This is a genomic window from Micromonospora sp. WMMD1102 (assembly GCF_029626265.1).
Classification (GTDB): domain Bacteria; phylum Actinomycetota; class Actinomycetes; order Mycobacteriales; family Micromonosporaceae; genus Plantactinospora.
In genome coordinates this window covers 3,460,444-3,486,137 of record NZ_JARUBN010000001.1, presented here as the reverse complement: position 1 = coordinate 3,486,137, position 25,694 = coordinate 3,460,444, and the positions used below count along the sequence as shown (strand labels likewise).

Sequence of the window (25,694 nt, the reverse complement as noted above, 5' to 3'; positions counted from 1 at the left end):
ATGGTCGCACCACCTCCCGTGCCGGCAACGTCCACCACCATCCCCGATTCCCCTCCGCGAGCCGATCCCGGCTCCTTCCGTGACCCGGCGAACCGGGTCCTGCACGCCGGCGGCCAGGTCCTGCGCGGGCTCGGCCCGCAGGCCGCGCAGGAGTGGCAGGCACTCGCCGGAGCCGAGTTCTTCGGCAGGCTGCTCGCCGACGGCAAGGTCTGCGGCACCGAGACTGCCGACCCGGAGACCCTGCCGGCGAGCCTCGCCGCGCAGTGGACCGCGGTACTCCGACACGAGCGCATCCCGTTCGTGTCGTACCCGTACGAGTGGTCGTTCGCGATGCTGCGGGACGCCGCGCTGCTGCACCTGGAGATTCTCCGTGCCGCCGTACCGGCCGGGTTCAGCACCAAGGACGGGTCGGCGTACAACCTCCAGTGGCGGGGCGCCGAGCCGGTCTTCATCGACATCGGTTCGTTCGAGCCGGCCCGGGACGGCGAGCCGTGGGCCGGCTACCGGCAGTTCTGCCAGACCCTGCTCTATCCGCTGCTGCTCCAGGCACACCTGGGGTTGGACTTCCAGCCGTGGCTGCGCGCCCGGATCGACGGGATCGAGGCGGGCGAGCTGCGCCGGCTCTTCGGCGGCACCCGGCGGTTCCGAGCCGGGGTGCTCAAGCACGTCCACCTGCACGACGCGATCCAGAGCCGGTCCGCCGCCGCCAGTACCGGCAGCGTGCGGAAGGAGTTGAAGGACGCCGGTTTCTCCCGGGAGCTGGTGCTGGCCACCCTGCGGGCGCTGGAGAAGCTGGTCGGCCGGCTCGACTGGCAGCCGCCGGAGAGCCACTGGTCCGGCTACCGGGAGACCTGCACCTACTCGGCGGACGACCGCCAGGCCAAGGAACGGTTCGTCGCCGAGGCGCTGGCCGAGAGGGACCGGTCCCGGCTGGTACTCGACCTCGGCGCGAACGACGGCACCTACTCCCGGCTCGCCGCCGGGTACGCCGACTACGTGGTGGCGGTGGAGAGCGACCCGGCCGTGGTCGACCGGCTCTACCGGGCGCTGCGTGCCGACGGCGAGCGTCGGGTGCTGCCGCTGGTGATGGACCTGGCCGACCCGTCCCCGGGCGGCGGCTGGCGCGGCGTGGAGCGGGCCTCGTTCGCCGCCCGCGCCGAGGCGGACGCGGTGCTCGCGCTGGCCGTGGTGCACCATCTGGCCATCGGGCGCAACGTCCCGCTGCCGGAGATCGTCGACTGGCTGGTCGGGTTGCTGGCGGCGGCCGAGGGTGGCGGCCGGCTGGTCGTCGAGTTCGTGCATCCCGACGACCCGATGGCGGTCCGGTTGCTGGCCAACAAGCCGGCCGGGCTCTTCCCGGACTACACCCGGGAGGAGTTCGAGCGGCTGCTCGGGCAGCGCTGCGAGATCGTCCGCCGGCTGGAGCTGCCGTCCGGCACCCGCACCCTCTATCTCGGGATCCCGCGTGGCTGAGCCCGGCACCTCGGCCGAGCGACCGCCCGAGCTGCCCGGTGGGGCCGAGCGACCGCCGGATCTGCCGGGTGGGGCCGAGCGACCACCCGAGGTGTCCGGTGGGGTGGACGAGCCGGCGGAGCGGTCCGATCCGGCCGATCGGCCGGAGCCGGTGCGGCGGTCGGCGGGACGGGTCGAGGTGCGGGCGCTGGTCGAGATCGTGGCGCTCTGCGGCCTGGTGATCACCCAGCCGCTGCTCGACGTGACCGGGAAGAGCCCGGACTTCTTCCTTTTCCACGGCGCCGGCCGGCGGGAGATCCTGCTGCTGGTGGCGGCGTACACGCTGCTGCCGCCGCTGGTGCTCTGGGGGGTCGGTGCGCTGCTCGGGCTGCTGGCCCGCCGTCTCGCCGGTCCGGCCCGGGGTCGGGTGGTCCGGGCCGCCCTGCACACCGGGACCCTGGGCCTGCTGCTCGCCGCGCTGGCGATCCAGGTGGGCAAGCACCTCACCCCGGTACGCGGGGCGCCGCTGCTGCTCCTCGCCGTGCTGCTCGGTGCCGCCGGGGCGTACGCGTACCGGCGCTGGCAGGTGACCGGTCAGGTGCTCCGGGTCGCCGCCGCCGGGCCGCTGGTCTTCGTGCTGCTCTTCGTCTTCGCCTCGCCCGCCTCCGCCGTGGTGCTGCCGGGGCAGCGCTCCGGGTCGGGTGCGGGGGCGAGCGGGGGCGGCAGCCCGCATCCGCCGGTGGTGATGCTGATCCTGGACGAGTTCCCACTCACCTCGCTGCTGGACGCCACGGGTGCGGTCGACGCCCGCCGCTATCCGAACTTCGCCCGGCTGGCCGGCGAGTCGACCTGGTACCGCAACGCGACCGGGGTCAGCGGCTACACCCCGTACGCGCTGCCGGCGATGCTGACCGGCCGTTATCCGAGCGAGCAGCAGGCACCGCACCACTCGCGCTATCCGGACAACCTGTTCACGGCTTTCGCCGGCCCGTACCAGATCCAGGCGCAGGAGAGCATCACCCAGCTCTGCCCGTCCCGGATCTGCCCGGACCGGGCCGCGGGTTCGGCCCGGGGCGGCCTGCCGACGCTGCTGCGGGAGAGCGCCACCCTGCTGGAGCAGATCGTCTCGCCGAGCGAGACCGGGCAGCGCGATCCGGAGGCCTCCTACCGGGAGATCACCCGGCGGGAGGCCGGGGAGGCCGACGCCCCGCCGCCGCCTACCGATCCGCAGTTCCGCTGGGGGAAGCTGGACGAGAACCAGCCGGCCCGGTTCGCCGACTTCCTGGCCACGCTCCGCCCGACGGTCCGGCCCACGCTGCACTTCCTGCACCTGCTGCTGCCGCACTCGCCGTGGAACTACCTGCCCTCCGGGATCCGCTACGAGTCCCCGGACGGGATGCCGAACGACGGCGACGGCTGGGTGGAGTTGGCCCACCGGCGGCACCTGCTGCAACTGGAGTACACCGACCGGCTGCTCGGCGAGACGCTGCGCCGGCTGGACGAGACCGGTCTCTACGACGACGCGCTCGTGGTGCTCACCGCCGACCACGGGGTCAGCTTCACCCCCGGGGTGCAGGGGCGCGGCCTCGGCGCGGTGCGGCAGGCGCCGGGGGAGGTGCTCTGGGTGCCGCTCTTCGTGAAGCGGCCGGGGCAGCGCGACGGCGTGGTCGACGACCGGAACTGGGAACACGTCGACCTGCTGCCGACCGTCGCCGACCTGGCCGGGGTACGGGTGCCGTGGCAGACCGACGGCACCTCGGCGCTGCGTACCACCCGCCAGCCGGGGGACAAGCACTTCTACGACCAGCCGGGAAAGCCGCGTACGGTGCCGGCCGGCGTCTTCGCCGACGTGCTGGCCGGCCGGGCCCACCCGGTACTCCCGGCGCAGCCCCGACCGGAACTGATCGGCCGGTCGGTCGCCGAGCTGCCGCTCGGGCCGGAGGCAGGCACGGTGACTGTGCGGAACCGGGCCGACTTCGACCGGATCGACCAGACCGGCGGCCGGCTGCCGGCGCTGGTCTACGGCACGGTGCCCGACTCGGTGCGCAACGGCACCCTGCTGGCGGTGGCGGTCAACGGCCGGGTCGGCGCGGTGGCCCCGGTGGTGGCACCCGATCCGGGTGGGCAGCGGTTCGGCGCGCTGGTCCCGGACGAGTCGCTCTTCCTGCCCGGCCGCAACACCGTGGACGTGTTCGAGGTCACCGAGACCGGCACCCTGCGCCCGCTGCGCGGCTGACCGGCCGGTCTGCCCTGCGCTGTGCCGACCGACCTGCGGGTCTGCCGGCCGGCGGCCGGCGCGTCGCCGGCCGGGATGCCCTGCGTCGAAGCGGCCCGGGTTTGCCGGTCGCCGGAACGGCTAGCAGGTTTCGGTGCGGGCGCAAACGTGTGACTGGCGTGATGCATCACTCACCGGTCGACCACGAAAGGTTCTCCGCTACCCTGCACGTTTACCGTAAAAAGTGAAGGCAATTCAACGTAGATTCTGCCGGCGAAGCGAGGATCACATGACGGATGTCAAACTCGACCACCCGGGCGGCCAGCTGTCGATTCCGGTCAAGCCCGCGGTCGACGGCCCAGCCGGCATCGCCACGGGCAACCTGTTGAAGGAGACCGGGTACGTCACCTACGACCCGGGGTTCGTCAACACCGCGGCCTGCTCCTCCGAGATCACCTACATCGACGGTGACGCGGGCATCCTGCGTTACCGGGGCTACCCGATCGAGCAGCTGGCCGAGAAGTCCTCCTTCCTGGAGACGTCGTACCTGCTGATCTACGGCGAGTTGCCCACCACCGAGCAGCTCGGCGAGTTCGACGAGTGGATCCGGCGGCACTCCCTGCTGCACGAGGAGATGCGGCGCTTCTTCGACGGCTTCCCCCGGGACGCGCACCCGATGGCGGTGCTCTCGTCCGCGGTGAGTGCCATCTCCACCTTCTACCAGGACAGCCTCGACCCGTTCGACCGGGAGCACGTGGAGATCTCCACGGTCCGGCTGATGGCCAAGGTGCCGACGATCGCGTCGTACGCGTACAAGAAGTCGATCGGGCAGGCGATGCTCTACCCGGACAACTCGCTCGGGTACGTCGAGAACTTCCTGCGGATGACGTTCGGGGTGCCGGCGGAGCCGTACGAGGTCGATCCGGTGGTGGCCCGGGTGCTGGACATGCTGCTGGTGCTGCACGCCGACCACGAGCAGAACTGCTCCACATCCACGGTCCGGCTGGTCGGTTCGAGCCAGGCGAACCTCTTCGCCTCGGTCTCCGCCGGGGTGAACGCGCTGTTCGGCCCGCTGCACGGCGGTGCCAACCAGGCGGTGCTGGAGATGCTCGACGACATCCGGACCGGCGGCGGCGACGTGCCGGGCTTCGTCCGGCGGGTCAAGGACAAGGAGCCGGGCGTCAAGCTGATGGGCTTCGGGCACCGGGTCTACAAGAACTACGACCCTCGGGCCGCCATCGTGAAGAAGGCCGCCCAGGACGTACTGGCCCGGATGAACAAGCCGGACCCGCTGCTCGATCTCGCCATGCAGTTGGAGGAGATCGCGCTCGCCGACGACTACTTCGTCTCCCGGAAGCTCTACCCGAACGTCGACTTCTACACCGGCCTGATCTACAAGGCGATGGGCTTCCCGACCAAGATGTTCACGGTGCTCTTCGCGCTCGGCCGGCTGCCCGGCTGGATCGCGCAGTGGCGGGAGATGATCTCGGACCCGGAGACCAAGATCGGCCGTCCGCGGCAGCTCTACACCGGCGCCGCCGAGCGGGACTACGTACCGGTCGAGAAGCGCTGATCCCACCCAGGCCCGGCCAGGTCCGGTCGTTCCCGGCCGTCGACGCGTAACCCGCGTCGGCGGCCGGTTGGCGTCTGAGCGCGACCGCTGACGGACGAAGGCGACCTTCCGTGTAACGGCTCCCGCACCGGGTAGTCGGCGGTGGCCACGCGCCCGACCGCGTCGAAGCGGTGCGAACCGCTGCGTAGAAGGAGCCTGTGATGACCCAGATGTCACGTTCGGCACAGCCGAGTCACGATGGTCATGATGGTGAGTTCGAATTCTGGCGCAACCACGCCCAGATCTCCCTACAACCGGTGGCCGCGCCATCGATCCTGGGACTCTTCGGGTACGCGGCCGCCACCTTCGTCGTCGCCACGAACCTCGCCGGCTGGTACGGCAACACCGCCACGCCGACCTTCCTGTTCCCGTTCGCGGCGATGCTGGGCGGGCTGGCGCAGTTCCTCGCCGGCATGTGGGCGTACCGGGCGCGGGACGGCCTGGCCACCGCCATGCACGGGATCTGGGGCGCCTTCTGGCTCTCCTACGGCCTCCTCTACCTGTTGATCTCGATCGGCGTACTGGTCCAGCCGACCCCGTTCGTGGCGCTCGGCTTCTGGTTCGCCGCGCTCGCCGCGATCACCTGGTCCGGCGCGTTCGCCGCGCTGGCCGACAACATCGGCCTGACCCTGGTGCTGGCGACGCTGGCCGCCGGGGCCACCTGTCTGGCGGTCGGCCAGATCGCGGACATCTCGCCCTGGCGTACCGCCGGCGCCTACATCCTGATCGCCTCTTCGGTGATCGCCTGGTACACGGCGACGGCGATGATGCTGGAGGGCACCTTCCGCCGGGTGATCCTGCCGATCGGCAAGCTGCGCGGCCCGAACGTGCCGGGCCGGGAGCCCCGCCAGGTGATCCAGTTCATGGCCGGTGAGCCCGGCATCAAGGTCGGCCAGTAGCGGCGAACGGGGAGCAGCATGCGCGGAGCACGGCTGGACACGCCCTACGGGAGGTCCGAGCTGCCCGACGGGAGGTCCGAGTTGCCCGACGGAGAGCTGGAGATGCCGGACGTCGGCCGGCAACTCCTGCCCCGGGCGCTCGGCGTGCTGAGCCTCGGCCTCGGTGTCGCGGCGCTCGCCGTGCCGGCCCGGCTCGCCGGACTGACCGGGGTGGACGAACGCGTTCCGGCCGGCGTACTCCGGGCGATCGGTGCCCGGGAACTGGTGCCGGCCCCCGGGCTGCTGTTCGCGCCCCGACCGGCCGGCTGGGCCTGGGTCCGGGTCGCCGGGGACGCGCTGGACCTGCTGCTGCTCGCCCGAGCGCTGCCGCGACGGCGCGACGAGCGCCGCCGGCGGGTCACCGCCACCCTGGCAGCCGTGGCCGCGATCACCGCCGTCGACCTGCTGGCCGCGGTCCGCGCCGGGCGTTCCGCCGGGGCACGGCGCCGGGCGGTACGGGCCAGCGCCACGGTCACCGTCAACCGCCCGGCCGACGAGGTCTACCGGTTCTGGCGGGACTTCGAGAACCTGCCCCGGTTCATGTACCACCTGGAGTCGGTCCGCGCAGGCGACGGCGGACGGTCGCACTGGACGGCCAGGGCCCCCGGCGGGCGCCGGGTCGGCTGGGACGCCGAACTGGTCGAGGACACCCTCGGCGAGGCGATCGCCTGGCGGTCGGTGCGCGGCGCCCGGGTGCCGAACGCGGGGCGGGTGCGGTTGCGCCGGGCGGCCGGCGGCCGGGGCACCGAGGTCCGGGTCGACCTGGTCTACGCGCCGCCGGGCGGGGCGGTGGGCCGGATGGTCGCGAAGCTCTTCGGCGAGGAGCCCGGCCAGCAGGTCCGGGACGACCTGCGCCGGTTCAAGCAGGTCGTGGAGACCGGCGAGGTCGTCCGGTCGGACGGCAGCCCGGCCGGGCTGGCCACCCGGCAGCAGGTGCTCCAGCGGCCGGCACGTCCGCAGCCGGCGGATCCGCCCCGCTGACCGACCGCGCACCCGGAGGGATGTCCATGAAGGCGAACTGCTGGCAGGGTCGGCAGAAGGTCGGGGTGGAGGAGGTGCCGGACCCGCGCATCCTGAACGGCCGGGACGCCGTCGTCCGGATCACCAGTACCGCGATCTGCGGCTCCGACCTGCACCTCTTCCACGGGTACATCCCGACGATGAAGCAGGGCGACATCCTCGGGCACGAGTTCATGGGCGAGGTGGTCGAGGTCGGGCCGGAGGTGGGCAACCTGCGGGTCGGCGACCGGGTGGTGGTGCCGTTCCCCATCTCCTGCGGCAACTGCCTGGCCTGCCAGGCCGGCCTCTACTCGCTCTGCGAGAACTCCAACCCCAACGCCGGACTCGCCGAGAAGCTGCTCGGACACTCGCCGGGCGGCCTCTTCGGCTACTCGCACATGCTCGGCGGGTACGCCGGCGGCCAGGCCGAGTACGCCCGGGTGCCGTTCGCCGACGTCGGACCGATCAAGATTCCCGACGACCTGTCCGACGAGAAGGTCCTCTTCCTCTCCGACATCTTCCCGACCGGGTACATGGGCGCCGAGATGTGCGGGCTGACCGGCGGGGAGGTGGTCGCGGTCTGGGGTGCCGGCGCGGTGGGCCTGCTGGCGATGCGCAGCGCGTACCTGCTCGGGGCCGAGCGGGTGATCGCGATCGACAGGTACCCGTACCGGCTGCGGATGGCGCAGGAGCGGGTCGGTGCCGAGCCGCTGAACTACGAGGAGGTCGACGTCCTGGAGGCGCTGCGCGAGACGACCGGCGGCCGGGGGCCGGACGCCTGCATCGACGCGGTCGGCATGGAGGGGCACCACTCGTCGGCGCTGTTGTCGGGTTACGACCGCGCCAAGCAGTCGGCCCGGCTGGAGACCGACCGGCCGCACGCGCTACGCGAGGCGATCATGAGTTGCCGAAACGGCGGCACGGTCTCGGTGATCGGGGCGTACGCCGGCTTCGTGGACAAGTTCCCGATCGGCTCGCTGATGAACCGGTCGCTGACGCTGCGCAGCGGGCAGTGCCACGTGCAGCGCTACACCCGGATGCTGCTGGACCGGATCCGGCGCGGCGAGGTCGATCCGAGCTTCGTCATCACCCACCGGCTCCGGCTCGACGACGCGCCGATCGGCTTCGAGATGTTCCGGCAGAAGGCGGACGAGTGCGTCAAGGTGGTGCTCAGGACCTGAGACGCGGGGCGTGACGGACGGTGCGGAGGCGGGATGGACGGCGTCGGCAGGCAGTGGACGGCAGCCGTCCCGGACCCGCCGCGCCGGCAGTGGCTACGGATCTTCCTGACCGGTCTGGCGCTCTGGCTCGGCACGGTGGCGGTCATCCTGCTCACCGGAAACCCGACCCTGCTGCCCACCCTGGTGCTGCTGGGCAGTTTCCTGGTGCCGGTGACCTTCGTGGCCTGGGCGTTCCAGCGCCGGGACACCGGTGAGGTCACGGTCAGCGGGGTCTTCGGCACCTTCCTCGCCGGGGGCGTACTCGGGATCCTCGCCTCGGCCGTGCTCGAGTCGTACCTGTTGCGCCCGTCGGCGCTGCTCTTCCTCGGGGTCGGGCTGATCGAGGAGGCCGCCAAGCTGGCCGCGCTGGCGCTGCTGACCCGGCAGTTGGCCACCAAGACGACCCGGGACGGGATGGTCCTCGGCGCCGCGGTCGGCTTCGGCTTCTCCGCCCTGGAGTCCGCCGGGTACGCCTTCGTCGCGCTCTTCACCGTGCAGGGCCTCTCGGTGGTGCAGGTGGTGCAGACGGAGATCCTGCGCGGCCTGGTGGCACCGGTCGGGCACGGGCTCTGGACCGCCGTCCTCGGCGGCGTGCTCTTCGCGCCCAGTACCCGGGAGCACTTCGTGGTCGGCCTGCGGCTGCTCTACGCCTATCTGGGCGTGGCGATCCTGCACGCGCTCTGGGACGCGATGCACGTTCTCGCGTTCTACCTGACCCTGCTCTTCACCGGCGCACGCGGCCTGCTCACCCTGGACGGCTCGCTGGGCCGGCCGACTCCGGTGCAGGCGGCGCTGATGCCGGCGCTGGAAGGGCTGGGGCTGACGCTCGTCGGCGTGGTCGGGGTCGTCTGGCTGGTGGCGCTGTGGCGGTCCGCCCGGCCCGGACCGGAGCGACCGGCGAGCGGCTGGCGGGTGCCGACCGGTGCGGGCAGGGCGCCATCCCCCTGAGCCGTCCCGGTCCCCGGCGTCCGGGCCGAAACCCCCGGCGGGGCCGGGCGGTCGGTTCGGTCGAGGCGAGTCGCAGCACACCCCAGGCGGCCAGGCCGGCACCGGCCAGCGCGGCCAGTCCGCCCCAGTAGCCGCCGGCGGTCCGCTCCCCGAGCAGCAGCACGGCGATGGCGGCCGAGGCGATCGGGTTGGCCAGGGTCACGGTGGCCAGCGGCGCGCCCAGCCCGGCACCCCGGTAGGCGACCTGGGACAGCAGCAGCCCGGCCGCGGCCATTCCGGCCAGCGCCACCGCCAGGCTCGCGCTGGCGAGCACCGCGCCGCCGTCCCGGACGAGCCCGGTGACGAGCTGGGTGAGCGCGGAGGCGACCGCGAAGGCGATCCCGGCGGCGGTCGCGGTGAGCAGGCTGCGCGCCAGGGCCGAACCGCTGGCCCGGCCGGCCAGCACCAGCCCGGCGGCCAGTGCGGCGGCCACCCCGGTCAGCAGCCACCCCTGCCCCGGCCGCAGGTCATGCTCGCCCGCTCCGGGCATGGTCAGTGCGAGCAGCAGGACCAGGCCGGCCACCGTCGCGGCGGCCCCGGACCACTGCCGGGCCGACGGCCGGCGACCGATGGTGGCCGCCGCGATCGGCAGCGCGAGCACCAGGGTGAGTACGCCCAGCGGCTGCACCACCGAGAGCGGCCCGTACGCGAGCGCGGCGACGTGCAGGGCGGCGCCGGTTCCGTTCCCCGCCACCGACAGCCACCAGCCGGACCGGCGCAGGACGGTGCCGAGATAGCCCCGCCCTGCGTCCCCCGTCGGTCCGGCCTGGGTGGCGAGCCGTTCCTGTAGCACCGCCGCGGCGGCGTACGCCGCCGCTGAGGCCACCGACAGCACGATCGCCAGTACCAGTGCGATCACGGCCGGCCCCCCGAGACCATGGATCGTCATGACCTCATGATCCTCCGTGGCGGCTCTCCTGGCGTCACCCCGTGGGCGGCATCACCCCTACGCCGCTCGGTGTAGGCATGGTCCGTCCGGTTCACCCGGAAGGGTGAGAACGTCATCCCCACGGTTGGTACCGCGACGCCCGCGGACCCGTCCGCCCGGCCGGCCCGGCGGCGTCGCCTAAGCTGTCAGCCGGACCGGACCGGACCGGCGGCGACCGGCCGCGGCCGACCAGCGGGAGGAGACCTGATGCACCGTACGGTGGTGCGGCTGTTCGTGCTGGCGGCGGTCGCCGAGGCGTTCTCCTGGCTGGCCCTGCTGATCGGGATGGCCGTCAAGTACGGCCCGCCGCGCAACGAGATCGGCGTGCAGATCTTCGGCCCGGTGCACGGTGGACTCTTCGTCGCCTACGTCGGCCTGGTGCTGCTGGTGGCCCGGCTCGGCCGGTGGCGCTGGCTCACCGTCGCCGTCGCCCTGGTCTGCGCGGTGCCGCCGTTCGCCACCCTCGGCTTCGAGCGGTGGGCCCGCCGCCGTGGCCTGTTGACGGTCGCCTCCGCCGGCCCGGTCGCCGGTGCGCCGGCCACCGCCACCGACCGCCCCCTGGAGGGTTCCGCCCGGAGCTGACCGGCGGGCCGGAGGAGGATCCGGCGAGGCCGAGACGCTGCGCTCAGCGGAGGACCATCCAGGCGACGAACGCGCCGATCAGCAGCAGGCCGATGGCGGCCTGGAGCAGCAGGGCCGGCCCGAGGTGCGACCAGAGGGTCGGGGTACGCGGCGTGAGCAGTTGCCCGGTGGTGAGGTTGACGATCCGCTCCACCCGGGGCGCCAGCCCGACGGCCTGCTGCGAGCGTACGGTGACCTGCACGTGGTCGGCCGGTTCCAGGGCGCTCTGCGGCAGGTGCCCGTGGATCTCCATCTCGCACAGCACGCCGCTGCCGTCGCGCAGCCGTAGCGGGGTCACCAGGAACTCCGGCCCCTTGCGTAGTTCCTTCCATCTGCGTCGGGCGCCGCCGCCGGCACCCGCCCGCAGCACCGAGGCGAGCAGCAGCAGGACCACCCTGACCACCGCCGCCGTGCCGAGTACGGCGACCAGGACGGGTTGCTTGATCCGGACCTCCCGGGAGTAACCCTCCAACAGCCGTACGACGTGACCGGTGACGACCGGCCCGGGACGCCAGGCGACCCGCTCGGGAAACAGTTCGTCCATGCGTTCACCACCGAGAGTCCGCTCCCGAGCACGAATTGTATCGATCATGACGAATGAACGGGCAGTGAGTGAATCAGTTTCACGTTATGTGACAATCCGCTCACTCTTGGCTGCTGGCGCCCGGTCGGGCCGGTTCCGCCCCGGTCCAGGGCTCCCGGCCGGCCGGCCAGGTGACAAGCCGACCGGCGTGGGTAACCCCGCCGCGAGCTTGGAGAGGGGACGACCCATGCAGCTGTCCTTCCTGCGTCCGATCTGTGCCCATCCCGGCCCGTGGACGTCGGTCTACCTGGACGCCTCCCGGGACACCCACGACGCCCACCCCGCACTCGACCTGCGGTGGCGGGCCCTCCAGGAGCGGCTGGCGGAACAGCGGACCGACCCGCGCGACGTGGCGGCCCTGGACGCCGTGGTCCGGGGGCACGACCCGATGCCCGGCGACTACGGGCTGGCCGCGTTCGCCACCGGCGGCGAGGTGGTGCTCACCGAGTACCTCTCGGCCCCGCCACGCAAGGACATCGCCCTGCACGGGCCGGTCGCGCACACCATGCCGCTGGTCGCCCAACGCAACGCCCAGGTGCCCTGGGTCCGGGTGCTGGCCAGCCGCACCGGCGCGGACATCGACGCGGTGAGTGCCGGCGGGGTCCCCCGGCACGCGCACGTCGATGGCGGCAACCGGTGGCCGCTGCGCAAGGTGCAGCCGGGCGGCTGGTCGCAGCCGCACTTCCAGCACGCGGCGGAGCTGGTCTGGCAGCGCAACGCCGGTGACGCCGCGTCGGCCACCGCCGCGCTGGCCGAACGGGTCGGCGCCGAGGTGATCGTGGTGGCCGGGGAGACCCGGGCCCGGCAGCTGCTCGCCGGCCAGCTGCCGGCCTTCTGGCAGGACCGCGTCGTGCAGACCGACGCCGGCTTCCCGGCCGCCGGAGCCGACCAGACCGCCTTCGACGACGTCACCGTGCAGGCCATCGCCGAGGTCGCCGCCGCACACACCGACGTGGCGCTGGACAAGTTCGGCATGCAGCGCGACGTCGGCGCCGGCCTGGACGCGGTGGTCACCGCGCTGCAACGCGGCCAGGTGGACACCATGCTGATCGTGGACGACCCCTCCTCGACCGACGAACTCTGGATCGGCCCGGAACCGACCGACATCGCCGGCGATCCTGACGAACTCCGGGCGGTCTCGATCGCCGACCCGCGCCGGGTACGCGCCGACGCCGCCCTGGTCCGCGCGCTCGTCGGTACCGACGCCGGGCTCACGGTGCTCGGTCCGGAGCAGGCGCCGGACCTCACCGACGGGGTCGGCGCGATCCTGCGCTACGTCGACGCCAGCACCCCGGCCGGCCGTGATGGCTGACCCGGGGCGGTCCGCGGTGCGGACCAGCGCGGCGGTGACCGACCGGACCATCGCCGACCTGCTCGTCGAACGGCTGCGGGCCTGGCGGGTGCCCCGGGTGTTCGGGCAGCCCGGCGAGGGAGTGGCGCTGATAGTCGAGGCGCTGCGCCGGGCCGGCGGGGACCCGGGCTTCGTGCCGTCCCGGCAGCCGGAGGCGGCCGGGTTCATGGCGGCCGGGCACGCCAGGTACACCGGGACGGTCGGGGTCTGCCTGGCCACCCAGGGGCCGGGGGCGCTGCACCTGCTCGGCGGCCTATACGACGCCCGGCTGGACGGCAAGCCGGTGGTGGCGGTGATCGGGCAGCAGCCGTACCGGGCGCTGGGCAGCGGATACCAGGAGATCGAGCTGCCCCGGCTCTTCGGCGACGTCTGCGCCCAGTTCCTGCGTACCGCAGCGCTGCCGGAGCAGGTGCCCTACCTGCTTGACCAGGCGATCCGTACCGCCGTGTCGACCCGCAGCCCGACCTGCCTGGTGGTGCCGCACGACCTGCTCGGCGAACCGGTGCCCGCCGGGATGCCGCACCCGGACGGCGGCGGCGTGCTCGCCTCGGCGCCCGGCCTGCCACCGGCCCGGGTGCTGCCGCACGATGCCGACCTGGACGCCGCCGCCCAGCTGCTCGGCGCCGGGCGGCGGGTGGCGATCCTGGTCGGCCAGGGCGGCTACGGCGCCGCCGACGAGATCGTCGAGCTGGCCGACCGGCTCGACGCCGGGGTGGCCACCTCGCTGCTCGGCAAGCCGGTGCTGGACGAGCGGCTGCCGTACCACACGGGGGTGCTCGGCCAGGTCGGCACGGCGGCCAGCGCGCAGTTGATGGCCGGCTGCGACACCCTGCTGATGATCGGCACCAACGACCCGTGGACCGGCTACTACCCGATGCCGGGCCAGGCCACGGCGGTGCAGATCGACATCGACGGCAGCCGGCTGGCCAGCCGATACCCGATCGACGTGCCGCTGGTCGGTGACGCCCGGGAGACGCTGCGGGCGCTGCTGGCCCGGGTGCCGCAGCGGCGCAACCGGGACTGGCGCGACATGATCGAGGGCACCGTGGACCGGGCCCGGACCGAGTGCGCCGCCCGGGCCGAGGAGCGCACCGGCCGGCTGAACCCCCGACTGGTTGTCCGCGAGCTGTCACCCCGGCTGCCGGCCGACGCCTCGGTCGCGGTGGACGTCGGATCGGTCACCTACTGGTACGCCCGGCACCTGCAACTGCCGCCCGGCGTACCGGCACACCTCTGCGGCACGCTGGCCTCGGTCGGCTCCGCCCTGCCGTACGCCGTGGCGGCGAAGTTCGCCAGCCCGGACCGGCCGGTCTTCGTACTGCTCGGCGACGGCGCGATGCAGTCCGGCGGGCTGGCCGAGCTGATCACCGTGGCCCGGCACTGGCCGGAGTGGCCCGATCCCCGGCTGGTGGTGCTGGTGTTGAACAACTCCGACCGGGCGGGCCGGGGCGGCGAGCCGGAGCGGGGGCCGGACAGCGCACTTCCGGCCGACAGCGCACCCGTCCGGACACCTGCGGCGGAGCTGGACCGTCCCGCCGCACCGGGGATGCCGACCCCGGCGGCGGTACTCGACGGCGACGTCCCGTACGCCGGCTGGGCCCGGCTGCTCGGGCTGCACGGGATCGGGGTGGACCGGCCGGAGCAGGTCGGGCCGGCCTGGGAGGAGGCGCTCGCCGCCGACCGGCCGACCCTGATCGAGGCGGTGGTCGACCCGGCCGTCCCGCTGGACGCGCCGGAACAGCCCTTCGCCGACCTGCGCGGCCTGACCGCCGACGCCCTCGCCGAGGATGCCGGTACGGCGGTCCGGGGCCGGGCCCAGGCCCTGCGGGAGCGGGCCGCCAACGGCGCCGACCTGGTCTGATCCGCCCCGGAGCGGCGCCGGCGTCTGGTCTGCCGACCTGGTCTGTGGCTCCGGTCCGCCGCTTCGGTCTGCCGCTTCGGTCTGCCGCTTTCGAAGCGGCGGGAGTCGACCAGGTTTGTTCGGCAGCGGGCCGGGAGTCGATCAGGTGGGCTGCACGGCGGCCCGGAAATTTCTCAGCCGCGTTCGGCGGCGGGCCGGGCCGGCTCGACCTGGCGGCCGGACCACTGCTCGACCAGCCGGACCGCCTCGTCCGCCGGTACGTCGGCCCGGTCGACCGAACCGAGCCAGACCGGGGTGCGCGCCCCGACCGGCCAGGCCGCCAGCAGACGCTGGTCGTCGGCTCCGTCGTGCAGGCTCAGCCGGGCTATCCGGGGCCAGCCGAGCACGCTCTGCCGGCCGGTGCGGATCCCGTCCGGTCCCGCCGAGCGGCCGGCCCGACCGCGACGTTCCGCCAGCACCAGGCCGACCGCCACCAGCAGCCCGGTCAGGCTGGTCACCAGGGTCGCCAGGGCGAGCGGGCGCAGTCCCTCGCCGGACGCCACCTGCCAGCCGGCCACCCCCGCCACCACGAGCGCGAACGGGACGACGGCGATGGCGAAGTAGCTGGCGTAGCGGGGGCCGCCGGCAGCTCCGAAGTGCAACTGGGTCACAACCGTGGATCATCCGAGATCGTGCCCCTCCGGAGCAAACCCGGAGCCACCCCGGGCGTGGCGGACGGGGGTGGCACCGGCCCGGACATAACCGTCGGGCCTCCGGATTGCGCCCGGCAGGTTGCTGACCGCCTGTTTGAACGCGATCGGGACGGGAAGGCGCGGCGCACGCGGACGAGGGAGGTGAGCCGGGTGCGGGAGATGCAGGAGTGGCTGGCCGCGGACGGGCCCGGTCTCCCACCGGACCGCGTCGTGTCACCGGAGAGCGCCGGCCGGGTGCTGCTGGCCGTGGCGTCCCGGGCGGTCCGCGGGCGGGACTGTGCCGACCTCGGCTACCACCCGCTGCTGTCGCGCTTCCGGGGTGCGCCGGAGGCGGTACGCCGGTCCGCGCTGGCCCGGGCCGCGACCCGGGCCGCGCTCACCGCCGAGCAGGCCGGGGCGCTCGACGCCGACCGGGTCGCCCGGTGGATCGCCGAGCACTACCCGCCGCGCTGGTATCCCGGCGTCGTGCTGGGCTCGCCGCACGGCGGGGCGGTGCACCTGGCCACCGCGATGGGGGTGCCGTGGCTGCCGGCGGGTTTCGACGTGTCGGTGCAGTGGCCGGGCGGGCGGGTGGACAGACCGGTCGAGGCGGCCGGCTTCGGCGCCCGGATCGCGACCCGGCTGATCGGGAACAACCCGGGGGTACGGGTGCGGCAGGTGCACGATCCGGCCGGTCGGGGCGTACTGGCCGGCTCGACGGTGTCGCTGGTGGTCCGCTGGAGCCGGCTGCCGGAGGCGTACCGGGAGTTCCTCGGCAGCCGGCTGGCGCCGGGTGCTCCGGTGCTGCTGCTGCGCGACGTGCGCACCTGGCCGGTCTCCGACGCGGGGGAGGGGCACAGTTTCCAGCTCGGCGGGCCGGTCAGCGGGCTGGAGCCGGCCGATTTCCGGCCGGAGAGCGAGCTGCTCGGTCAGGTGCTGCGGGTGGCCGGCGGCGACGGGGCGAGCTGGGACGCGCCGCAGGGCGGTCGCCCGGAGTACGCCGAACAGGGCGTCGAGCCCGGTTTCGAGAGCAGTCTGCTGGACCGGGTACGCGAGGCCGGCAGCCCGCTGCACCGGGTGCTCTTCCCCGGCCCTGACGCGCTGAGTGCGGCGGTGGCGGACGTCTACCGGAGTTGGCTGCGCGGGGCCGGCAAGAGCGGGGACCGCTGTGTGGTGGAGTGCGGCCGGCTGATCGACCCGTGGCAGGTGCTCCGGGCCGGCCTGGTGCCGTACTGGTGCGAGAACGCCACCACCCGCAGCGTGGCCGGGGCGGAGTGGTGGCTGGCCGGCAGTACCCCGTTCAGCTCGCTGGACGTCCTGCCCGAGCCGCCGGGGCTGCGCTCGCCCGCGCTGGCCGGGCTGCCGCAGTGGCTGGCGGTGGCCTCGTTCGGGCGCCGGCGTCGGGCGGTGGACCGGGTCGCCGCCCGGGGCTATCCGGTGACCTCGGTGGCCACCCGGCACGCCACCGAGGTACTCCGGAACCAGCCGTACGACCTGCCGGCGCCGGCCCCGCTGCGGGTGGTGGAGGCACTGGCCGGGCTGCGGGCCAGCGGCACTCCGCAGGGGCTGCTGGTCTGCTGACCCCGCCCTGATCGCAAAACTCCTCGCAGAAGTCACCGCCCGTGATTGAGTACCTACAGGGCGGGAAGAACGCTGACTGCTAGCTGGTCAGCTGACTGCTAGCTGGTCAACCGTGCTGCGCAACGCGGTTCGCGGCGTCCGCCCGTTCAGTTCGGTTACTTGTTCGCTTCCGGCGCGGTGTCGTCCCGTACGTCGCCGATGACCGGATCGCATCCCGGGCGGGGGCCCTTCCTGAGGGAGGCGCGGATGTACGGACAGATCACCACCACACCACCGGCCGAGCGTGGCCTGGAGGACCTGGACGCGGCCGCCCTGGCGTACGCGGCGAGGATCGCCGGCCTGCCACCGGAACGCCGGCAGGAGGCCCGGGACGACCTCGTCCGGTTCGCCCTGCCGTTCGCCGGCCGGCTGGCCCGACGCTACCGGGGCCGGGGTGAGCCGCTGGAGGATCTGGAGCAGGTGGCCCGGTTGGGCCTGGTGAACGCAGTCGACCGGTACGACCCGGAACGCGGCTCGTTCACCGCGTACGCGGCGATCACGATCGTCGGCGAGATCAAGCGGCACTTCCGGGACCGGACCTGGGGGGTGCACGTTCCCCGGCGGCTGCGTGACCTGATCCTGGAGGTCGGCCAGGCGACGGCGGCGCTGACCAGCGAGCTGTCCCGCTCGCCGAGCGTGGCCGAGTTGGCCGCCCGGCTAGAGACGCCGGAGGAGGAGATCCTCGCCGCCCTGGAGTCGGCGGCCGGCTACAGCCCGGCGTCGCTGAACGCCCCGGTCGGTGGGGAGAGTTCGGCGGAGTTCGGCGACCTGGTCGGCGAGTCCGACACCGACCTGGAGTCGGTCGACGACCGGGTGACGGTCAGCGGGCTGCTCGGCCGGCTGCCGTGGCGGGAGCGGCGGATCCTCGCCATGCGCTTCTACGGCAACCAGACCCAGGCCGAGATCGCCGCCCGGTTCGGCATCTCGCAGATGCACGTCTCCCGGCTGCTCTCCCGGGCGCTCACCTGGCTGCGCCAGGCGATGCTCGCCGACTCGCCCGCACCGTGGCAGGTCGGCGGGGCCGAGGCGGGCGGCGGACCGGCCCGGCTCGAGGTGCGCCAGGTGGGCCAGCGGGTGGTGGTCGAGGTGACCGGGGAGATCGACCAGGAGACCGCCGAGCAGTTGCGGCAGGTGGTGGTCGAGGCGGTCGCCGACCAGCACCCGGCCGAGGTGGCGATCGACCTGACCGACGTGGCGAAGCTGGACGGTCCGGCGCTGGCCGCGCTGGTCGCCGGTCGCGACGCCGCGCATCGGGCCGGGGTCCGGTGGCGGCTGGCTCGGGCGCAACCCGTGGTCCGGCATTCGCTCAGCGCCGCCGGCCTGGTCGCGCTGCCGGCGGACTGACCGGCCGCGTCCCGGCGGCCCGTTCCTCCTTCGGTACGCCGCCTGTCGTAATCGGTGCTCCGCCGCCGGGCAGTGTATGTGGTTCGTCCGTCTTCACCGGCCGTCCTCCTCCGCTTCCGGCGGCTGGTCGGGTCATCGGCCGTCCTCCTCCGCTTCCGGCGGCTGGCCGTCGTCGGAGGAGGCGCGTCCGGTCCGCCACCGTGGGCTCTCCGGGCCGCCCCGGGCGGCGCTGTCGGCGTTCTCGTCGGGCTGGCTCGGCTCGAACGACGGCCGGCGTACCTCCTCGGGCTCCGGCACCTCGATCGGGCGGGCACCGGTACCGGGCCGGGGATGGTGTGCCTCGGCAGCCTCGGCACCGTGCGCCCCTTCCCGGGTGGCTGCCTCGGTCTCCGGATGGCGGGGCTCGTGGTGCAACTCCTCCCGGATCAGCTGTGGCGGTCGGGTCGACCGCTGCGGCAGGTCGCGGCCGAGGTCCGCGACGAGCGGGCCGTACTTCTCGTCGAAGGCGGGGCGTTCCGAGCGGATCCTGGGCAGCCGGTCGAAGTTGCGCAGCGGCGGCGGGCAGCTGGTCGACCACTCCAGCGAGTTGCCGAAGCCCCACGGGTCGTCGACGTCGACCATGCGCCCGAACCGCCACGACTTCCAGGCGTTGTAGAGGAAGAACAGGGTGGAGGCGCCGAGTACGAAGCTGCTGACCGTGGAGACGGTGTTGAGCACGGTGAAGCCGTCGGTGGGCAGGTAGTCGGCGTACCGGCGGGGCATGCCCTCGCTGCCGAGCCAGTGGTGCACCAGGAAGGTGCCGTGGAAGCCGAGGAACATCGTCCAGAAGTGCACCTTGCCGAGGCGTTCGTCGAGCAGTCGGCCGGTCATCTTGGGAAACCAGAAGTACACCCCGGCGAAGACGGCGAAGACGATGGTGCCGAAGAGGACGTAGTGGAAGTGCGCGACGACGAAGTAGGTGTCGGTGACGTGGAAGTCGACCGGCGGGCTGGCCAGCAGCACGCCGGTGAGCCCGCCGAAGAGGAAGGTGACCAGGAAGCCGACGGCGAAGAGCATCGGCGTCTCGAAGGTCAGCTGTCCCTTCCACATCGTGCCGATCCAGTTGAAGAACTTCACCCCGGTCGGTACGGCGATCAGATAGCTCAGCCAGGCGAAGAACGGCAGCAGCACCTGACCGGTGCCGAACATGTGGTGCGCCCAGACGGTCATCGAGAGGATCGTGATCGCCAGGGTGGCGACGACCAGCCCCTTGTAGCCGAAGATCGGCTTGCGGCTGAAGACCGGGATGACCTCGGTGATGATGCCGAAGAACGGCAGCGCCACGATGTAGACCTCAGGATGGCCGAAGAACCAGAACACGTGTTGCCAGAGCAGCGGTCCGCTGGTGGCCGGGTCGTAGACGTGCGCCCCGAGTCGCCGGTCGGCGTAGAGCGCCAGCAGCGCGGCGGCGAGCAGCGGGAAGACCAGGATCACCAGGACGGCGGTGAAGAGCATGTTCCAGGTGAAGATCGGCATCCGGAACATGGTCATCCCGGGCGCCCGCAGGGTCAGGATGGTGGTGATCAGGTTGACCGCGCCGAGGATGGTGCCGAGGCCGGAGAGGACCAGGCCGATCACCCACATGTCCGGGCCGATCCCGGGCGAGTGCTCGGACCGGCTCAGCGGGGTGTACGCGGTCCAGCCGAAGTCGGCCGAGCCGCCCGGGGTGAAGAAGCCGGCCAGCACCAGCGAGCCGCCCAGCAGGTAGAGCCAGTACGCCAGCGCGTTGAGCCGGGGGAACGACACGTCCGGGGCGCCGATCTGCAACGGCACCACGTAGTTGCCGAAGGCGAACGCCACCGGGGTGGCGAAGAGCAGCAGCATGATCGTGCCGTGCGCGGTGAAGAGCTGGTTGTACTGCTCGGGGGAGAGGAACTGGAGCCCCGGATGGCCCAGCTCGGCCCGGATCAGCATCGCCATCGCGCCGCCGACGACGAAGAACCCGAACGACGTGACGAGGTAGAGCAGGCCGATCTGCTTGGCGTCGGTGGTGCCGAGCAGCCGGATCAGGGTGCTGCCCCGGACCGCCCGGCGCACCGGGCCGGGGTAGCCGCCCGAGCGGGCGGGGGCGAGGACCAGCGGCCCACGCTCCTGTCCGGGTTCGGTGACCACGCGTTTCGGCATTTCCCGCTCACCCCGTACCTGATCGCGGCTAGGACGAGGGGCCGGCTACCCGGTATTCCACCGGCAAAACCCGGCACGACAGTAATTAACCGACTTCTTGCCCCTAACGGGTGAAAGAGGCTAACCGTCCGCCTGCGCGGTTACCGCGGCGCCGGGGTGGCCGGCGGGCCGGCGGCCGGAGCGGCGGCCGGGCCGGCGGCCGATTCGCGTACCCGCTCGTAGAGTTCGACGTAGCGCTCGGCCATGGTCGTCGGGGTGAACCGGCTGCCGGCCTCCCGGCGGCACTCCCGCTCGTCCAGGTCGCCGACCTGCCACACCAGATCGGCGAGGCCCTCCTCGTCGTCGGCGAGCAGCCCGGTCCGGCCGTGCTCGACCAGCTCCGGCAGGCAGCCGCGACCGATCGCCAGCACCGGGGTGCCGAGCGCCAGCGACTCGATCACCGCCGTGCCGCCCGGCTCCTCCCAGCAGAGCGGGAAGAGGCTGGCCCGGGCCGCCGCCACCAGGTCGTCCCGGGCGGCACCGGCCACCGTGCCGACCCAGCGCACCCGGTCGCCGTCCACCAGCGGCGCGACCTGCTCGCGCCAGTACCGCACGTCCGGGTTCTGGCCCGCCTCCGGTCCGGCGGCGGCCAGCTCCTCGGGCCGCCGGTACGGCCCGACCGGTCCGGCCAGCACCAGGTCGAAACCGGCCCGGTGGGCCAGCCGGGCCCCGATGTGCTGCCCCTTGCCCGGGGTGATCCGGCCGAGGATGACCTGGTGGCCGGACTTGCGCACCGGCGGCCGGCGCGCGGCGTGCACGGCCAGCGGGGTGGCCAGGTGTACGTGTCCGACCGAGTGGTCCCGCAACGCCCGCGGCGCCCGGGCGAGCTGCGCCGCCGACACGCCGTTGACCCGCACCCGGTCCCCGCCGTCGAGATAGCCGTAGAGGTCCGGATGCTTGCCGAGATCCCAGTGCAGAGTGTGCAGCGCCGGCCCGCTGTTCGGGCCCATCGCGGTAAGTACGGCCAGCCCGACCGCCTCGACGTGGTCGTGCACCAGGTCGATGTCGTCCCGCTCGCGCAGCGCCCGGACCACCCCGTTCAGGTGCGCCTGCGAGATCCCGCAGACCTGGTTGTACGGCCGTTGCAGCGCCCCGAACTGGCCGTCGGGGAAGACCGAGAGCAGCTCGTCGACCGGCAGTGTGGCGTCGCCGGTCGAGGCGAGCACCACCCGTACGCCGAGCCGGCGCAGCTCCGGTACCAGCGTGGCGACGACGTTCTCGATCCCGCCGTACCCGGGTGGCGGCACCGGCAGCCACGGGCCGGCGTTCATCAGCACGGTCAGCGCCATCCGTCCGCCCCGATCCCGCCCGCGCTCCCGGATCCGTCCGTACCGCCGCCCCCGGCGGTGCCCACGGTCATACCGGCGTACGCCCGGCGGAGGATCGCAGCTCCGCCAGCGGGGGGCGTTCCCGGACGGAGACGTCGCTGACCACCACCTCCCGGTTCAGGTTGGGCAGCGCGCTGCTGCCGTCCCGGCGGAACTGCACCAGCAGGTTCCCCGGCGGCGCAGTCTCCTCGACCAGGCCCCGCTGGCAGAGCCGCCGCCAGACGGTGTGCATGATCTGCCCGGACATCCGGCCGAGCGCCTCGGTGTCCTGGTGCCGGTGCAGCCGCTCGCCGAGGTCGACCTGGGCGAGGGCGTCGAGCCCGCAGAGTTCGAGCAGGTCGATCAGCATCGCCGTCTCGACGCCGTAGCCGGAGACGAAGGGCACCCGCTCCAGGACGTCCCGGCGGCCGGCGTACTCCCCGGCGAGCGGCTGGACGAATCCGGCCAGCTCCGGCCAGAAGAGGTTGAACAGCGGGCGGGCCACCAGCTCGGTCACCCGGCCGCCGCCCTCCGCCTCCACGCCGCCGCCGCCGACCAGCGGGCGGTGGTAGAAACCTTTCACGAACGCCACGGACGGGTCGCTGAGCAGCGGGCCGAGCAGGCCGGTGACGAAGTGCGGCTGGAACTCGCGCAGGTCGGCGTCGACGAAGGCGACCAGGTCTCCGGTGGAGGCGGCCAGCCCGGCCCAGAGGGCGTCGCCCTTGCCGTCCAGCCGGGGCAGTCCCCGGGTCATCTCGTCCTGGCTGACCACCCGGGCTCCGGCCGCCGCCGCCACCCGGGCGGTGCCGTCCCTTGATCGGGAGTCGACCACCACCAGCTCGTCAACCAGGTCGACCTGCTCGACCAGGCAGGCCCGGATCGCCGCCACGATGGCGCCGACGGTGGTCTCCTCGTCGCGGGCCGGGATGACCACGCTCACCGTGCGGTCACCCTTCAGGTACGCCAGCTGCCGCGCCGTCCACTGGTCGGCCACCCCGGTCCGTTGGGTGGACCACTGCTCCAGCGCCGGTGACACGGGTGAACGCGAGCGCGGCATGCGACGACCTCCCCCACTGCCTCGACCGGCGCCCGACCAGGCCCGGTGCAGCCCCACAGCCTTCCCCGCCGCCACCGGCTCAACCGTCCGCGGACCGGTCCGACCAGCGGCCCGGCGGCACCGCGCCGGAGGGGACGGCCCGCCGGGAGGGGAACCGCTCCGCTCACAATCCGCCCATCCGGGCACACTCGGGCGGTACGGACATCGGGCCAGCCGACCCGGCCGGGAGCGGGCGCGGCACGCCCGGCCGGGCCGCACATTGGCGGAGAGTTCGCGTACCGTTGCCCGTCATGGGTGTGTCGCAACGGTTGAAGACCAGGGTCCGGCGTTTCCTCCAGCGTCCGGGCACCACAGTTGATCTGGCGCCGCTGGAGAAGCTGCTGCCCACGATCGAGGCGCGCGAGGAGGAACTCACCGAGCTGGACGACGCCGAGCTGACCGAGGCGGCCGGCAGGGCCGAGGACTTCGTCGAGATCTGCGCGGTGGGCCGCGAGGCCGCCCGGCGCGGTCTCGACCAGCGGCCGTACGACGTCCAGCTGCTCGGCGTCATGTCGCTGCTGGCCGGCAAGGTCGCCGAGATGGCCACCGGTGAGGGCAAGACGCTGACCGCGGCGATCGCGGCGTACGGGCACGTCCGCCGGGGCAACGGGCCGGTGCACGTGCTCACCGTCAACGACTACCTGGCCCGCCGGGACGCCGAGTGGATGGAGCCGGTCTACCGGCTGCTCGGTCTCCGCGTCGGCTGGGTGACCGAGGCGTCCACCCGCGAGGAGCGCCAGACGGCGTACGCCTGCGACGTCACCTACGTCTCGGTCAGCGAGGCCGGCTTCGACTTCCTCCGCGACCAGCTCGTCACCGACATCGACGACCGGGTGCAGCCCCCGCTGACCACGGCGATCGTGGACGAGGCGGACTCCATCCTGATCGACGAGGCCCGGGTGCCGATGGTGCTGGCCGGTGCGGTGCCGGGCGAGCAGGACCCGGTGCACCAGGCCGCCTCGGTGGTCCGCGGGCTGCGCTCCGGACGGCACTACACGGTGGCCGACGACGGCCGCAGCGTCGCCTTCACCGACGCCGGCCTGGCCGAGGTCGAGTCCCGGCTCGGCGGCGTCGACCTCTACGACGACGAGCACGTCGAGCAGCTCTCCGCGGTCAACGTGGCCCTGCACGCGCACGCCCTGCTGCACCGGGACGTCGACTACATCGTCCGCAACGACGGGGTCGAGCTGATCGACGAGATGCGCGGCCGGGTCGCCCAGCGCCGCCGCTGGCCGGACGGGCTCCAGGCGGCCGTGGAGGCGAAGGAGGGGCTGGACGCCACCGCCGAGGGTGAGGTGCTGGGCACCATCACCGTGCAGGCGTACGTCGCCCTCTACCGGACCGTCTGCGGGATGACCGCCACGGCGGTGCTGGTCGGCGACCAGTTGCGGGAGTTCTTCTCGCTCGAGGTGGCGGTGATCCCGTCGAACACCCCCTGCATCCGGATCGACGACCCGGACCGGATCTACGCCACCCGGGGCGAGAAGGAAGAAGCCCTGATCGAGGAGATCCGGGAGCAGCACGAGAGCGGCCGTCCGGTGCTGGTCGGCACCCTGGACGTGAAGGAGTCGGAGCGGCTCGCCGAGGCGCTGCACGAGGCGGGGGTGCCGAACACGGTGCTGAACGCCAAGAACGACGCCGAGGAGGCGGCGATCATCGCCGAGGCCGGCAAGTTCGGCGCGGTGACCGTCTCCACTCAGATGGCCGGCCGGGGTGTGGACATCCGGCTGGGCGGCAGCGACCAGGCCGACCGGGACCGGGTGGCCGAACTCGGCGGCCTCTTCGTGATCGGCAGCGGCCGGCACGACAGTCGGCGGGTCGACGACCAGCTCCGGGGCCGGGCCGGCCGGCAGGGCGACCCCGGTCGCTCGGTCTTCTTCGTCAGCCTGGAGGACGACCTCGTCGTCCGGCACGCCCCGGACGCGATCCCGCCGTCGCCCCGGATGAACGCCGACGGTCTGGTCACCGACGAGCAGGTCGACTTCGCCATCGAGCATTCCCAGCGGATCGCCGAGGGCGTCAACCACGAGATCCACCGCAACACCTGGCGGTACAGCGTGGTGATCGAGCAGCAGCGCAAGGCGCTGGCCGAGCGCCGGGAGCGGCTGCTCACCAGCGAGGTGGCGGCGCAGATGCTCACCGAGCGCTTCCCCGACCGGGCCAAGGAGATGGACGAGGAGCTGCTCTCCCGGATCGCCCGGTCGATCGCCCTCTACCACCTCGACCGGCTCTGGGCACACCACCTGGCCGAACTCTCCGAGGTGCGCGAGGGCGTGCACCTGCGGGCGCTGGGCCGGCTCGACCCGCTCGACGAGTTCCACCGCTCCGCGGTGCCGGCGTTCAACGCGCTGGTGCCGGAGATCGAGACCCGCACGGTGGAGACCTTCGAGGAGAACGAGTTCGACGACGACTGGCAGCCGGATGAGGGCGAGCTGGCGCGGCCGAGTGCCACCTGGACATACCTGGTGCACGACAACCCGTTCGGCTCGGAACTCGACCGCCTGATCGCCGCCGTCGGACGCCGGCTGGGATCCGGCCCGCGCTGACGGCGTGACCGCACCGGATCCCGGGGTTGATCGTCGGAAGGCTGACGGCAACCCCGGGCCGGGCGGGATCGTTCTCTTCCTGGAACGGGTGGTTTGTCCGCCCGGCGGTCGGGTAGTAGCGCAGGTCCGTACCGGCGGGGG

18 protein-coding genes and 1 pseudogene are annotated in these 25,694 nt (G+C 73.2%); 13 read left to right on the top strand and 6 right to left on the bottom strand.

The features are described from left to right. From O7626_RS15555 to O7626_RS15525, 7 genes are all read left to right on the top strand, one after another. The gene (locus O7626_RS15555; protein ID WP_278061875.1) at positions 1-1,473 is read left to right on the top strand and encodes a class I SAM-dependent methyltransferase; all 1,473 of its coding nucleotides are present in this window, start codon (positions 1-3) and stop codon (positions 1,471-1,473) included. After that, positions 1,466-3,688, top strand: coding sequence for a sulfatase-like hydrolase/transferase (locus O7626_RS15550; protein ID WP_278061874.1), 2,223 nt, complete (start codon positions 1,466-1,468; stop codon positions 3,686-3,688). The genes O7626_RS15555 and O7626_RS15550 overlap by 8 nt, the downstream gene beginning before the upstream one ends. A 268-nt stretch (positions 3,689-3,956) precedes the next feature. Further along, complete coding sequence (locus O7626_RS15545) at positions 3,957-5,240, top strand: citrate synthase (protein WP_278061873.1); 1,284 nt, start codon at positions 3,957-3,959, stop codon at positions 5,238-5,240. 200 nt (positions 5,241-5,440) lie between these two features. After that, entirely contained in the window at positions 5,441-6,178 is a 738-nt protein-coding gene (locus O7626_RS15540) for a GPR1/FUN34/YaaH family transporter (RefSeq protein WP_278061872.1), read from the top strand. A gap of 81 nt (positions 6,179-6,259) precedes the next feature. Next, the gene (locus O7626_RS15535) at positions 6,260-7,198 is read left to right on the top strand and encodes an SRPBCC family protein (protein WP_278061871.1); all 939 of its coding nucleotides are present in this window, start codon (positions 6,260-6,262) and stop codon (positions 7,196-7,198) included. A 26-nt stretch (positions 7,199-7,224) separates the two neighbouring features. Next, entirely contained in the window at positions 7,225-8,397 is a 1,173-nt protein-coding gene (locus tag O7626_RS15530) for a zinc-dependent alcohol dehydrogenase (RefSeq protein ID WP_278061870.1), read from the top strand. Positions 8,398-8,430: 33 nt separating this feature from the next. Then, positions 8,431-9,384, top strand: a complete 954-nt coding sequence (locus O7626_RS15525; protein WP_278061869.1) for a PrsW family glutamic-type intramembrane protease — start codon at positions 8,431-8,433, stop codon at positions 9,382-9,384. 76 nt (positions 9,385-9,460) lie between these two features. Here the strand turns inward: O7626_RS15525 and O7626_RS15520 are convergent. Next, positions 9,461-10,312 (bottom strand): annotated as a pseudogene (locus O7626_RS15520) (DMT family transporter); the annotation flags it as partial. Between the two features lie 246 nt (positions 10,313-10,558). Here O7626_RS15520 and O7626_RS15515 point away from each other — a divergent pair. Then, complete coding sequence (locus O7626_RS15515; protein ID WP_278061868.1) at positions 10,559-10,933, top strand: DUF3817 domain-containing protein; 375 nt, start codon at positions 10,559-10,561, stop codon at positions 10,931-10,933. A gap of 43 nt (positions 10,934-10,976) precedes the next feature. On the opposite strand, the gene O7626_RS15510 is transcribed toward O7626_RS15515, so the two are convergent. Then, a complete protein-coding gene (locus O7626_RS15510; RefSeq protein ID WP_278061867.1) occupies positions 10,977-11,516 on the bottom strand; it encodes a hypothetical protein in 540 nt (179 codons plus the stop codon). A gap of 226 nt (positions 11,517-11,742) precedes the next feature. Between O7626_RS15510 and O7626_RS15505 the strand changes: the two genes are divergently transcribed. Together O7626_RS15505 and O7626_RS15500 are read left to right on the top strand one after the other, a co-directional pair. Continuing rightward, complete coding sequence (locus O7626_RS15505) at positions 11,743-12,867, top strand: Vms1/Ankzf1 family peptidyl-tRNA hydrolase (protein ID WP_278061866.1); 1,125 nt, start codon at positions 11,743-11,745, stop codon at positions 12,865-12,867. 16 nt (positions 12,868-12,883) lie between these two features. Then, complete coding sequence (locus tag O7626_RS15500; RefSeq protein WP_278061865.1) at positions 12,884-14,767, top strand: thiamine pyrophosphate-binding protein; 1,884 nt, start codon at positions 12,884-12,886, stop codon at positions 14,765-14,767. Between the two features lie 173 nt (positions 14,768-14,940). On the opposite strand, the gene O7626_RS15495 is transcribed toward O7626_RS15500, so the two are convergent. Next, positions 14,941-15,417, bottom strand: a complete 477-nt coding sequence (locus tag O7626_RS15495) for a hypothetical protein (protein ID WP_278061864.1) — start codon at positions 15,415-15,417, stop codon at positions 14,941-14,943. 201 nt (positions 15,418-15,618) lie between these two features. Between O7626_RS15495 and O7626_RS15490 the strand changes: the two genes are divergently transcribed. Beyond that, the gene (locus O7626_RS15490; protein WP_278066176.1) at positions 15,619-17,019 is read left to right on the top strand and encodes a hypothetical protein; all 1,401 of its coding nucleotides are present in this window, start codon (positions 15,619-15,621) and stop codon (positions 17,017-17,019) included. A 246-nt stretch (positions 17,020-17,265) separates the two neighbouring features. Next, positions 17,266-18,402: a SigB/SigF/SigG family RNA polymerase sigma factor gene (locus tag O7626_RS15485; RefSeq protein WP_278061863.1), complete on the top strand. Its 1,137-nt coding sequence runs from the start codon at positions 17,266-17,268 to the stop codon at positions 18,400-18,402. A 132-nt stretch (positions 18,403-18,534) separates the two neighbouring features. Here O7626_RS15485 and ctaD read toward each other — a convergent pair whose 3' ends face one another. The 3 genes from ctaD to O7626_RS15470 form a co-directional block, all read right to left on the bottom strand. Then, on the bottom strand, positions 18,535-20,565 hold the full coding sequence (gene ctaD / locus O7626_RS15480) for a cytochrome c oxidase subunit I (RefSeq protein WP_278061862.1): 2,031 nt from the start codon (positions 20,563-20,565) through the stop codon (positions 18,535-18,537). A 140-nt stretch (positions 20,566-20,705) separates the two neighbouring features. Beyond that, on the bottom strand, positions 20,706-21,893 hold the full coding sequence (locus O7626_RS15475) for a glycosyltransferase (RefSeq protein ID WP_278061861.1): 1,188 nt from the start codon (positions 21,891-21,893) through the stop codon (positions 20,706-20,708). 67 nt (positions 21,894-21,960) lie between these two features. Then, a complete protein-coding gene (locus tag O7626_RS15470; RefSeq protein WP_278061860.1) occupies positions 21,961-22,968 on the bottom strand; it encodes a glucosyl-3-phosphoglycerate synthase in 1,008 nt (335 codons plus the stop codon). A gap of 290 nt (positions 22,969-23,258) precedes the next feature. On the opposite strand from O7626_RS15470, the gene secA2 reads away from it, so the two are divergent. After that, a complete protein-coding gene (secA2, locus tag O7626_RS15465; protein WP_278061859.1) occupies positions 23,259-25,553 on the top strand; it encodes an accessory Sec system translocase SecA2 in 2,295 nt (764 codons plus the stop codon). Positions 25,554-25,694 lie beyond the last annotated feature (141 nt).